The 11,898-nt window shown below is 74.0% G+C and carries 11 protein-coding genes; 8 read left to right on the plus strand and 3 right to left on the minus strand.

Annotated elements, in window-relative coordinates; genetic code table 11:
• Positions 1 to 130 precede the first annotated feature (130 nt).
• Entirely contained in the window at positions 131 to 1,276 is a 1,146-nt protein-coding gene (locus DDW44_RS10480; protein WP_108906249.1) for an 8-amino-7-oxononanoate synthase, read from the minus strand.
• Positions 1,277 to 1,427: 151 nt separating this feature from the next.
• Between DDW44_RS10480 and bioB the strand changes: the two genes are divergently transcribed.
• From bioB to DDW44_RS10500, 4 genes are all read left to right on the plus strand, one after another.
• Entirely contained in the window at positions 1,428 to 2,600 is a 1,173-nt protein-coding gene (bioB, locus tag DDW44_RS10485) for a biotin synthase BioB (protein ID WP_108906250.1), read from the plus strand.
• Positions 2,593 to 3,888 carry an adenosylmethionine--8-amino-7-oxononanoate transaminase gene (locus DDW44_RS10490; RefSeq protein WP_206307292.1) on the plus strand — a complete coding sequence of 432 codons (1,296 nt, stop codon included), beginning with the start codon at positions 2,593 to 2,595 and terminating at the stop codon, positions 3,886 to 3,888. Before bioB ends, DDW44_RS10490 begins: the two co-directional genes overlap by 8 nt.
• A 149-nt stretch (positions 3,889 to 4,037) precedes the next feature.
• Complete coding sequence (gene bioD / locus DDW44_RS10495; RefSeq protein ID WP_108906252.1) at positions 4,038 to 4,766, plus strand: dethiobiotin synthase; 729 nt, start codon at positions 4,038 to 4,040, stop codon at positions 4,764 to 4,766.
• 437 nt (positions 4,767 to 5,203) lie between these two features.
• Entirely contained in the window at positions 5,204 to 5,884 is a 681-nt protein-coding gene (locus tag DDW44_RS10500) for a class I SAM-dependent methyltransferase (protein ID WP_017948407.1), read from the plus strand.
• Positions 5,885 to 6,125: 241 nt separating this feature from the next.
• Here the strand turns inward: DDW44_RS10500 and DDW44_RS10505 are convergent, their stop codons facing one another.
• Together DDW44_RS10505 and DDW44_RS10510 are read right to left on the minus strand one after the other, a co-directional pair.
• Positions 6,126 to 6,497, minus strand: a complete 372-nt coding sequence (locus DDW44_RS10505; RefSeq protein ID WP_017948408.1) for a hypothetical protein — start codon at positions 6,495 to 6,497, stop codon at positions 6,126 to 6,128.
• Complete coding sequence (locus tag DDW44_RS10510; protein WP_240800550.1) at positions 6,494 to 6,826, minus strand: hypothetical protein; 333 nt, start codon at positions 6,824 to 6,826, stop codon at positions 6,494 to 6,496. The genes DDW44_RS10505 and DDW44_RS10510 overlap by 4 nt, the downstream gene beginning before the upstream one ends.
• Positions 6,827 to 7,528: 702 nt before the next feature.
• Between DDW44_RS10510 and DDW44_RS10515 the strand changes: the two genes are divergently transcribed.
• From DDW44_RS10515 to DDW44_RS10530, 4 genes are all read left to right on the plus strand, one after another.
• Positions 7,529 to 7,951, plus strand: coding sequence for a GNAT family N-acetyltransferase (locus DDW44_RS10515; RefSeq protein WP_244224000.1), 423 nt, complete (start codon positions 7,529 to 7,531; stop codon positions 7,949 to 7,951).
• 350 nt (positions 7,952 to 8,301) lie between these two features.
• Positions 8,302 to 9,888, plus strand: coding sequence for a hemolysin family protein (locus DDW44_RS10520; protein ID WP_108906254.1), 1,587 nt, complete (start codon positions 8,302 to 8,304; stop codon positions 9,886 to 9,888).
• Positions 9,885 to 10,907: a hemolysin family protein gene (locus DDW44_RS10525; RefSeq protein ID WP_108906255.1), complete on the plus strand. Its 1,023-nt coding sequence runs from the start codon at positions 9,885 to 9,887 to the stop codon at positions 10,905 to 10,907. Before DDW44_RS10520 ends, DDW44_RS10525 begins: the two co-directional genes overlap by 4 nt.
• 151 nt (positions 10,908 to 11,058) lie before the next feature.
• Complete coding sequence (locus tag DDW44_RS10530; RefSeq protein ID WP_108906256.1) at positions 11,059 to 11,871, plus strand: SGNH/GDSL hydrolase family protein; 813 nt, start codon at positions 11,059 to 11,061, stop codon at positions 11,869 to 11,871.
• The last annotated feature ends 27 nt before the right edge of the window (positions 11,872 to 11,898 follow it).

Consider the following 11,898-nt stretch of genomic DNA (forward strand, 5'->3'; position numbering starts at 1 on the left):
GTCCGCCGCGTCCCGGCTGCTGGCTCTCGCCGTGGTCCCGCTCCCGGAGGCGCCTCAGATCCCGGAAGCCACCTCAGACCTCCGGTACCGTCTCAGACCTCCGGTACCGTCTCAGACCTCCGGTACCGTCTCAGACCTCCGGTGCCGTCTCCAGGATGGTGGCCACCGCCGTCCCGATCTGGCGCTCGGTGAGGTCGGCGCGCGCGGTGAGCCTGATCCGCGAGATCCCGTCCGGTACGGACGGCGGCCGGAAGCAGCCCACCACGAGACCGGCGGCACGGCAGTCCGCCGCCCAGCGCACCGCCGACTCCGGTGACGGGGCCTGCACGGAGACGACGGCCGCGTCCGGCCGGGCAGCGGTCAGCCCCGCCTCCGTCAACCGCCCGTGCAGGATGCTCGCCACGCTCCGGGCCCGGTCCGCGAGAGCGGGCTCACGGCGCAGCAGCCGCAGGCTCGCGAGGGCCGCACCCACCGCGGCCGGGGCGAGTCCGGTGTCGAAGATGAACGTACGGGCGGCGTTGACCAGATGCTCGATGACCCGCGCCGGGCCGAGGACCGCTCCGCCCTGGCTGCCCAGGGACTTGGACAGGGTGAGCGTGGCGACGACACCCGTGGCCCCCGCGAGGCCCGCCGCCCGCAGAGCCCCCCTGCCGCCCTCGCCGAGGACGCCGAAGCCGTGCGCGTCGTCCACGACCAGCGCGGCCCCGTGGGCACGGCACACCCCGGCGAAGGCGGACAGCGGTGCGGCGTCGCCGTCCACCGAGAACACCGAGTCGGACACCAGCAGGGCGCGCCTGCCGCGGTGGGCGTCCAGCGTCTTGGCCACGGCCTCCGGGTCGGCGTGTGCCACCACGGCGGTCTCGGCCCGGGAGAGCCGGCAGCCGTCCACGATCGAGGCGTGGTTGCCGGCGTCCGACACGATCAGGGTCCCGGGTGCGCTGAGTGCCGTGAGCGCCGCGAGGTTCGCCGCGTACCCGGAGGAGAACACCAAAGCGGACTCGAACCCGCAGAACCGGGCCAGTTCGTGCTCGAGTTCCGCGTGCAGCTCGGTACTGCCGGTCACCAGCCGGGATCCGGTGGCCCCCGCGCCCCAGCGCCGGGCGGCCGAGGCGGCCGCCTCGGTGACCTCGGCCCGGCGGGTGAGGCCGAGGTAGTCGTTGCTCGCCAGATCGAGCAGTGCCGAGTCCGCGGGCCGGGGGCGGAGTGAACGGACCAGGCCCGCGTCCGCACGGCGGCGCGCCGCGTCGTCCGTCCAGTCGAAAGGATCCTGCGGCACTGGGGGCATGGTCCGGTCCTTTTGTAGGCAGCGAACAGACCCTAGCGGGGGACGCCGAAGGTCAGAGTGTGGCCATACACACACCTCAAACGGGGGCCGTTGTGGAGTTCCTCCTTGGCCGGGGGGTGTCCGGTAGGCGAGGATCTGCGCCATGGACCTCCTGAACACGCTGGTGGACAAGGGCCTGCGGCGTGAGCTGCCGACCCGCGAAGAAGCGCTCGCCGTGCTGGCGACCTCCGACGACGATCTGCTCGATGTGGTGGCCGCGGCCGGAAAGGTGCGCCGCCAGTGGTTCGGGCGGCGGGTGAAACTGAACTACCTGGTCAACCTGAAGTCCGGGCTCTGCCCCGAGGACTGCTCGTACTGTTCGCAGCGGCTCGGTTCCACCGCGGAGATCCTCAAGTACACCTGGCTGAAGCCGGACGACGCGTCCCAGGCCGCCGCCGCCGGGGTCGCGGGCGGCGCGAAGCGGGTCTGCCTGGTCGCCAGCGGCCGCGGCCCGACGGACCGGGACGTCGACCGCGTCTCGAAGACCATCGAGGCCATCAAGGAGCAGAACGAGGGCGTCGAGGTGTGCGCGTGCCTGGGGCTGCTCTCCGAGGGCCAGGCCGAACGGCTGCGCGAGGCCGGAGCCGACGCCTACAACCACAACCTCAACACGTCCGAGGGGACGTACGGGGACATCACGACCACCCACACGTACGCGGACCGTGTGGACACCGTCCAGAAGGCGCACGCGGCCGGGCTGTCCGCCTGCTCGGGCCTGATCGCGGGCATGGGCGAGAGCGACGAGGACCTGGTCGACGTGGTGTTCGCGCTGCGGGAGCTGGACCCCGACTCGGTGCCGGTGAACTTCCTGATCCCCTTCGAGGGCACTCCCCTGGCGAAGGAATGGAATCTGACGCCCCAGCGGGCGCTGCGGATCCTCGCCATGGTGCGGTTCGTCTGCCCGGACGTGGAGGTACGCCTCGCCGGCGGCCGCGAGGTCCATCTGCGCACCCTGCAGCCGCTGGCGCTGCACCTGGTCAACTCGATCTTCCTCGGCGACTACCTCACCAGCGAGGGCCAGGCCGGCAAGGCGGACCTGGAGATGATCGCGGACGCGGGCTTCGAGGTGGAGGGCGCGGACACCACGACACTTCCGGCGCACCGGACGGAGGCCGCCTCCGGGGGCTGCGGTTCGCACGGCGGCGGAGGATGCGCCCCGTGCGGCGACTCCGCCGAGGACACCGGGCAGCAGGCCGCCGGCACGCCCGGCGCGCGCCCCGATCTGGTGGCCGTCCGCCGCCGCGGCGCGGGAACCGGCCTCGCCCCCAATGCGTAGCTCCCGCGAGGTGGTGGCCCTGGACCGGGCCCATGTCTGGCATCCGTACGGTCCCATGCCGGGCCGCACGGACCCGCTGGTCGTGGAGTCCGCGTCCGGAGTGCGGCTGCGGCTCGCCGAACCGGTCCACGGGCACGCCGAGTTGGTGGACGGCATGTCCTCCTGGTGGTCGGCGGTGCACGGCTACAACCACCCGGTGCTCAACGACGCCGCGCGCGGCCAGCTGGAGCGGATGAGCCATGTGATGTTCGGCGGGCTCACCCACGAGCCCGCCGTCCGGCTCGCCACCCGGCTCGTCGAGATCACTCCGGAGCCGCTGCGGCACGTCTTCCTCTGCGACTCGGGCTCGGTGTCCGTCGAGGTCGCGGTGAAGATGTGCCTCCAGTACTGGCGTTCGACGGGCCGCCCGGACAAGCGCAGGCTGCTGACCTGGCGCGGCGGCTACCACGGCGACACCTGGCAGCCCATGTCGGTGTGCGACCCCGAGGGCGGGATGCACGACCTGTGGGCGGGGGTGCTGCCGCGGCAGGTCTTCGCCGACGCGCCGCCGGCCGGGCACGACCTGCCCTACGACCCCGCGTACGGGGACCACCTGCGCGAACTGGTCGCCCGGCACGCGGACGAACTGGCCGCCGTGATCGTGGAACCGGTGGTGCAGGGCGCGGGCGGGATGCGCTTCCACTCCCCCGCGTATCTGCGGGTGCTGCGGGAGGCGTGCGACGAGCACGACGTGCTGCTGGTCCTCGACGAGATCGCCACCGGGTTCGGGCGCACCGGCAGGCTTTTCGCTGCGGAGCACGCGGGGATCTCGCCCGACGTCATGTGCCTCGGCAAGGCGCTGACCGGCGGCTATCTGACCATGGCGGCGGCGCTGTGCACGGAGAGGGTCGCCGACGGCATCTCCCGGGGCGAGGTGCCGGTACTGGCCCACGGGCCGACCTTCATGGGCAATCCGCTCGCCGCGGCGGTCGCCTGCGCGTCGATCGACCTGCTGCTCTCCCAGGACTGGCAGCAGGAGGTCAAGCGGCTGGAGACCGGGCTCCGCGAGGGTCTCGGGGAGGCGGCGGGCATCGACGGCGTCCGGGACGTCCGCGTACTGGGCGGCATCGGCGTCGTCCAGCTCGACCACCCGGTGGACATGGCGGCGGCGACCGAGGCCGCCGTGCGCGAGGGCGTGTGGCTGCGGCCCTTCCGCGATCTGATCTACACCATGCCGCCGTACGTCACGGGCGACGCGGATCTCGCGCTGATCACGCGGGCGGTCCGGGCCGCGGCCGCGGCAGGCTGACGCGGCCCCGGCAGGCTGAATCGGGGGCGCGGCCGGCCGAACCGGGGGCGTCCCAGGGCCGGGGCGTCCGCGGGCCGAACCGGGGGCGTCCGACGGCCGGGGCGTCCGCGCGCCCTTCCCTCCCACGCGTCCATCACCAGAGGAGCTCCATGGGTGTCATCGTCGTCAGCGGGACCGGTACCGAGATCGGGAAGACCGTCGTCACCGCGGCCGTCGCCGCGGCGGCCGCCGCGCGCGGACGGACCGTGGCGGTACTGAAACCCGCTCAGACCGGTCTCTCCCACGGCGAACCGGGTGACGCCCGGGAGGCGGCCCGGCTGGCCGGCCCGGGCGTCACCGGGACCGAGCTCGCCCGCTTCCCCGAGCCGCTCGCCCCGGCGACGGCCGCCCGCCGGGCCGGAATGGCGCCGGTGGCACCGCACGAGGTCGCCGAGGCGGCCGCGAAGCTGGCGGCGGAGCACGACCTGGTACTGGTCGAGGGCGCGGGCGGGTTGCTCGTACGCTTCGACGCGCGGGGCGGCACCCTCGCGGACGCCGCCCGCCTGCTGGGCGCTCCGGTGTTGGTCGTGGCCCCGGCCGGGCTCGGCACGCTCAACGCGACCGCGCTCACCGCGGAAGCCCTGCGCGCCCGCTCCCTGGAGCCCCTGGGGATCGTGGTCGGCAGCTGGCCCGCGGCGCCGGACCTCGCCGCCCGCTGCAATCTCGCCGATCTGCCGGAGTCGGCCGGTGCGGCACTGCTCGGCGCCGTCCCCGAGGGGTCCGGCTCGCTGGCTCCCGAGGCGTTCCGGGCCGCGGCGCCGCGCTGGCTGGCACCCGCGCTCGGCGGGTCCTGGGACGCGGAGGCGTTCGCGGCGGACTTCGGGCCGGCCGGACGCTGAGCACCATGCGGGCGCCCGTTCAGGAGATCGTTTTCGACTGTGCGGAGCCGTCGGCGCAGGCCCGGTTCCGGGCCGGGCCGCTCGGCGGGCAGGCCGTGGAACGCAGCGCCGGCAGGGCGTACGAGTCCGTACGCGTGTGCGGGTCGGCGCGGGCGTACGGGTCGGCGCGGATGTCCCGGAGCGGGTGGCCTGCCGGTGGCCGGCGCGTTCCGGCGCATTCCGGTTCGTTGCGGCTCGTTGCGGCGGAGGCGGCGCGGTTGCCGGACGTCCCCGGGGCCGGCGGAGGCGGGCGTCCCGGTCGCGGGGGTGGTGCCCCTCGGGGAACGGGTCGACTGAGTCGTGGCCCTCGGGGGGAGAATCATTCTGTCCGCCGTCCCTCCGCCGGGGGCGGTTCGCGCGGCGGGCGGGCCCGAGTCGTGCTCCGGAGGAGGCCAGCCATGCCGTCGCGCAGCTCCAAGGTCCCCCGGGACGCCGTACACCATCCGCTGTTCGCCCGCTTCTACGCCCGGTTCAGCGTGGCGGCCGACGTCAAGGGCGGAATCGTCGCACACCGCCGGGAGCTGCTGGACGGCCTCTCGGGTCGCGTCATCGAGATCGGCGCGGGGAACGGGCTGAACTTCACCCACTACCCGGCGGCGGTGTCCGAGGTCGTCGCCCTGGAACCGGAGCGCACCCTGCGGCAGTTGGCGCTGACGGCCGCGATGCACGCGGAGGTGCCGGTCGACGTGGTGCCGGGCGCGGCGGAAGCGCTGCCCGTGAAGAGCGAGGCCTTCGACGCGGCGGTCGCCTCACTGGTGCTGTGCAGCGTCCGGGACCTGCCGCGTGCGCTCTCGGAGATCAAGCGGGTCCTGCGCCCCGGCGGTGAACTGCGGTTCTTCGAGCACGGGGCCGCTCCGGGCCGGCCGATGGCGACGGCGCAGCGGGCCCTGGACCGTACCGTCTGGCCTCGCGTCTTCGGGGGCTGCCACACGGCCCGGGACACGCTCGGCGCGATCGAGGCAGCCGGCTTCGAGCTGGGGACGTACCGAAGACTGCGCGTGCCCGAGAAGGGGCCTCGGCTTCCGACGTCCTTCTGTGTACTGGGGGTCGCGCGGCGACCGCACGAGGACACACGCTGAGCCCGCCGACCGGACCGGTCCGTTCCGGCCCCGCTGTTGGCCCGCTGCGGACCTCGGCCGGCCGCCCCGCCCGTCCCGGGCCTCCCGGCACCGCCCACGGCCGCACAACACCCGCCCGTTCGGCACCGGACCGCGCGGCCGCACCACACCGCCGGACCGGCCGTACGCCCCCGGCCACCGTGCCATTGAGGGCCTCCGGCCGCACACCGCCGGACCGGCCACGTGCCGCCCGGCCACCGGGTCACTGGACCCAGCCGCGCAGCTCGCGTGCGATCCCGTGGACGCCCGTCTTGCCCTCCTTCACCAGCCGAGCGAGATCGCGCACGCTCTCGGCGGAAACGGCCACCCGCAGTCCGCTCGCGACGAGATATCCGTAGCCGACGGCCGTCGCGAACATCGCGTTGGAGTGCTCCAGGGCGGGAACGTGCAGCAGTACCTGCATCAGGGCCGCCGCGCGGGTGTACGGGTCGTCGTACACGGCCATGCCGAAGATCTCCGCCTCATGGCGGCTCACCGCGGCGATCAGCGCACCCCAGTCGGTGACCTGCGGATCGCCGGGCGTCTTCTGCTCGGCGACCATGAGCAGCCAGGCGAGGTCGACCGACAGGCTCAACGCTCGCCCTGTGCGCCGGACTTGCTGCGCCGGGAGCGGCGCGCGGCACCGGTGGCGTCTCCCCCCGGTCCCGCGTCCCCGCCGCCCGACGGGCTCATGGCGGTGACCGGCACCGGGGCGGCGGCTCCGAACTCCTCGGCGAACACCGACTCGTACTGCTTCATGAAGTCGGCCGCCGCCTCGACGAAGGCGCGCCCCGCCTCACCCGCGTCCTGCTTGACGAGCTCCTCGATGTACCGGTTCACGCTGAGCCCGCGCTGGTGCGCCCGCCGACGCGCCGCCGCGGCGGTGCTCTCGTCCACCCGGACGTTCAACTGTGTCTTGGCCACCCCTTCAAGCTAGCGCCATCGCGCTAGTAGCGGCAAGAGGGCGGGGTGCACGGACGGGAGGAGAGTGCCCGTCACCCCTCCGTGGAACGCCGCTCGTGAACGATCGCTCGGCAGCTGACGGTTGAGGCGCCGTCCCGGCGCGGGGGTCGGCATGGCGACGCCCGCCGAGGCCGCGCAGGGCCGGGGAATCGCGCGCCAGCCGCGGTCGGGACTCCGGCGTCACGGAATCGCTCCGCTGACGGGTCCTCACGACGGCCACTCGTCACGGTTCCTCCACCGGTCGGCGCAGCCGGACGGCACGCGGACGGACGACACGGGCGACGGACGGGGGACGGACGAACGGGACGACACGGACGCGCAGCACGGACAGACGGCACGGACGGACGGCACGGACGGACGGCACGGACGCGCAGCACGGACGGACAGACCGGCGAACCGTGCCACGGGCGAACCGGCCGTACGAGGGCGCATGGCCGGAACGGTTGCGGGAAGGCGCGTGTCGGAGCGGCGGCGCGCGCGAGGGCGCGCCGGTGGACCGGCTGCGAGGGGGCATGGAGGTGACCGAGGGCATGGAGGGGCGGCGGATCGCGGCGCGGCCGCCGGACGCACCGGGCGGCCGGCGCCCGGTACGGGGCCGCGGCAGGCGGCCGCGTACGGGAATCCCTTCGACGGCACGGCCGGGGCGGTGATGGGATGACCACCATGAGCGATCTTCGAACGAGGGCGGCGTCGGCCGCCGACCTCGACGCCGTACTCGCCTTCTGGAGGACGGCCGCCGAGGGCACGAGCATCAGCGACGACCGGGAGGGGGTCGAGCGGCTGGTGGCCAGGGACCCGGAGGCCCTGATCCTCGCCGAGCGCGACGGGGTGCTGGCCGGCACGATCATCGCGGGCTTCGACGGCTGGCGCTGCCACCTGTACCGGCTGGCGGTCCACCCCGAACACCGGCGGCAGGGGATCGCCGGTGCGCTGCTCGGCGCGGCGGAGGAGCGGTTCCTGCGGCTGGGCGGACGGCGCGGCGACGCGATGGTCCTCGACCGGAACGAGGCCGCGCACCCCGCGTGGCGGGCGGCCGGCTACGCGCCCGAGCCGCAGTGTAGCCGCTGGGTGAAGCCGCTCGCATAGGAGCGGTAGGAGCGGTAGGAGCGGGCGGTGCCGGGCACCGGGGTGGCCGGCTCCTCCTCACCCGTCCGGCCGGTGGACGAGGGAGAGCCAGGGGGGTTCGCGAGCGGCGACGACACGGGGACGGGCCCGCAGGTCCATCGTGTGCCGTACCGGTGGACGACCACCTGCCGTACCGGCCCCGGACCAGGAGGAACCGTCCCTTCTCCTCAGGAAGCGAACCGTCAGGTGAACCGTGAAGCGAAAGGTGTGAGCGCAGGCCCATGGGCGAGCCTCTGGTGGCGGACATCGCGCGATACCCCTCGCCCTGGCCGACCATAGGCCCTGGCCGACCCTAGGACGGAGGTGAACCGATGACCGAAGTGCTGCTGCTCCTCCTGTCGGTGCTGCTCGCCCTCGCCTGCGGGGGCTTCGTCGCCGCCGAGTTCTCCCTGACCACCGTCGAGCGGGCCGAGCTCGAGAGAGCTGCCGAGCGGAGTGAGCGCGGCGCGGCGAGCGCTCTGAAGGCGGTGCGGGAACTCACCTTCCACCTCTCCGGCGCCCAGCTCGGCATCACGGTCACCAACCTGGTCGTCGGCATGCTCGCCGAACCGTCCATCGCCAAGCTGATCAGCGGCCCGCTCAGGGCCCTGGGCGCCGCACCGTCCGTCGCCTCGTCACTCGCCCTCGTCATCGGAACGGGACTGTCCACGGTGTTCCTGATGGTGGTGGGCGAGCTGGTGCCCAAGAACTGGGCCATCTCCCGCCCGCTCGGGGTCGCCAGGGTGGTCGCCACCCCCCAGCGGATCTTCTCCTCGATCTTCCGCCCGCTGATCCGCCATCTGAACGACACGGCCAATCGGGTCGTACGCAGGCTCGGCCTGGAGCCCACGGAGGAGCTGGCCTCGGCGCGCAGCCCGCAGGAACTCGTCGCCCTCGCCCGCCACTCGGCCAGGGAGGGGGCGCTGGAGGCGGACACCGCGGAGATGTTCGTCCGGACCCTGATGCTCGCCGAACTGACCGCGGAGAACGTGATGACGCCGCGCGTGCAGGTCACCTCCCTCGACGCGCAGGCCACCGCCGAGGACGTCGCCAACGCCACGCGCGCCACGGGACTGTCCCGCTTCCCCGTGTACCGGGGCGGTCTGGACACCGTGGTGGGGGTCGCACACATCAAGGACGTCCTGAGCGTTCCGGCCGACCGCCGCCACCGCCATCCGGTCGCCGAACTCATGCGCGAACCGCTGCTGGTGCCCGCCACCCTGGCCGTCGACCGGCTGCTCGACCTGCTGTCGGGCAAACGGACCATGGCCGTCGTCATCGACGAGTACGGCGGCACGGCCGGGGTGGTGACTCTGGAGGACATCGTCGAAGAGGTCGTCGGCGAGGTCCGGGACGAGCACGATCCGCACGAGACGCCGGATCTCGCCCGGGCGGGTGAGGACGCGGACGGACGCGCGCTGTGGTCGGCCGACGGTGCCGCCCGCATGGACCAGCTCGACGTCATCGGGCTGCGGGTGCCGGAGGGACCGTACGAGACGCTGGCCGGGTTGATGGCCACGCGGCTGGGCCGGATCCCCGCCGTCGGCGACACCGTCGAACTGGCCGGATGGCGGCTGGATGTGGTGGACGCGTCGGGCCGGCGGGCGGCGCGGGTCCTGCTTCATGAGCCGCGAGTGGCGGGCGGGCCCGATGAGCCCGGCGGGCGGCCGCGGGCGGCGGCCGGGACGCACGAGCGCTCCGGCGGTTCGGAAGGCCGGGGAGGCTCCCACGGCCCGGGAAGCTCGCACGGCCCGGGAGGCCCGAGGGACCCGGGAGGGCCGGGTGGCCGCTCGGAGGGCCCGGGAGACGGGGCAGAAAACGCGGCAGAAGACCCGGCAGGAGGCTCGGCAGGAGACCCGGCGGGGGCAGGCCGCGTCGACGGATCCACGGCACCCGACGGGGAGGGGGACGCACGATGACCGCCGTTCAGCTCTTCATCGGATTTCTGACCCTGGTCGCCAACGCCTTCTTCGTCGGCGCGGAGTTCGCCATGATCTCCGTGCGCCGCAGCCAGATCGAGCCCGAGGCGGACGCCGGAAACCGGCGCGCCCGGAGCGTGGTGTGGGGTCTGGAGCACGTCTCGGCCCTGCTCGCCGCGGCCCAGCTCGGCATCACCCTCTGCACGCTGGTGCTGGGCGTGGTCGCGGAACCGGCCATCGCCCATCTGCTGGAGCCGGTCTTCGACGCCGTCGGCGTGCCCGACGGGCTGATCCACCCGATCTCGTTCGTGATCGCCCTCTCGGTCGCCACCTATCTGCACATGCTGCTCGGCGAGATGGTTCCCAAGAACATCGCCCTGGCGGAGCCCACCCGGGCCGCTCTGCTCCTCGGTCCTCCGCTGGTCGGGCTCACCCGTGCGCTGCGGCCGGTGATCTTCACCATCAACGCCTTCGCCAACGCGCTGCTGAGACTGCTGCGGGTGGAGACCAGGGACGAGGTCGCGGCGAGCTTCTCGGACGACGAGCTCGCCCGGATGGTCAGCGACTCCGGAGCCGCCGGGCTGCTCGACGACCGGGCCGCCGGGCGGCTCAAGGACGCCCTGGAGCTGGGCCGCCGTCCGGTCGTGGACGTGGTGACGCCGGTGGAGCGGGTGATCTACGCGCAGGTGGGCACGACGCCCGAGGAACTGGAACGGCTCGCCGCGGAGTCCAGGTTCTCCCGCTTCCCCGTCGTCGACAGCACCCGCAGGATCCTCGGTTACCTGCATGTGAAGGACGCCCTGGACCAGGCGCCCCGCGACAGGCCGTTCCCGGTCTCGGCGCTGCGCCCGATCGCCCGGGTGCGGGCCGGGACACCCCTCGACGACATACTGACCGCCATGCGGCGCAGCCGTACCCATCTGGCGGCGGTCCTCGACCAGAACGGGAAGCTCGCGGGACTGGTCACGATGGAGGACGTGCTCCGCATCCTGGTGGGCCCTCCCGGGCAGACCCGCTGACACCGCCGGTCGCGGGTGGCTCCGGGCCGCGTGGGCTCCCGGGCCGGGCCCCGCCGGGATCGCCGGATCAGGGCGGGTGGCGGCTCGGGGCCCGCGGCGGCTCGGGGCCGTGCCGGGGGCGCCACATACCGGGCGGTAGGATCGCACGGCCATGGAGATGAATGCCTCGTACACCAGTTTTGTCGCGGTCGGCGACTCGTTCACGGAGGGCATGTCCGACCTGCTCCCCGACGGAACGTACCGGGGCTGGGCCGATCTCCTCGCCGCCCGGCTGGCGGCCCGCTCCCCCGGCTTCCGCTACGCGAACCTCGCGGTCCGGGGCAAGCTCATCGGCCAGATCGTCGAGGAGCAGGTCGGCCTCGCCGCCGCCATGCGGGCGGACGTGGTGACGCTGGTCGGCGGCCTCAACGACGCACTGCGCCCCAGGTGCGACCTGGACCGGGTACGGGACCGTCTCGAGGAGGCCGTGGAGCGCCTCGCCCCGAGCTGCCGCCGGCTGGTGCTGATGCGCAGCCCGGGACGGCGGGGCCCGGTCATGGAACGCTTCCGCCCCCGCATGGAGGCGCTCTTCGAGCACATCGACGCCCTGGCGGCCCGGCACGGCGCGCTGGTGGTCGACCTGTACGGGGCCGAGGCCCTCGGCGACCAGCGCATGTGGGACGTGGACCGGCTGCATCTCACGGCCGAGGGCCACCGCAGGGTCGCCGAAGCCGTCTGGCAGGCACTCGGCCTGGCCGCCGAGGACGACTGGCGGTCCCCCCTGCCCCCGTCCGTGCCCCTCGGCTGGACGGCCCGGCGGACCGCCGACCTCCGTTTCGCCCGGGAGCACCTGGGCCCGTGGATCGGCCGCCGCCTCACCGGGCGCTCGTCGGGCGACGGGCTGCGCCCGAAGCGGCCGGAACTGCTGGCGTGGGACGCGGACGGAAGCCCGCGGGACGGCCGCCACGCGCCGGGGCTCTCGTAGCAAGCCACAAATCGGGGCGGGGCACCG

The sequence above is a fragment of the Streptomyces tirandamycinicus genome, assembly GCF_003097515.1.
In the GTDB taxonomy this organism is placed as follows: domain Bacteria; phylum Actinomycetota; class Actinomycetes; order Streptomycetales; family Streptomycetaceae; genus Streptomyces; species Streptomyces tirandamycinicus.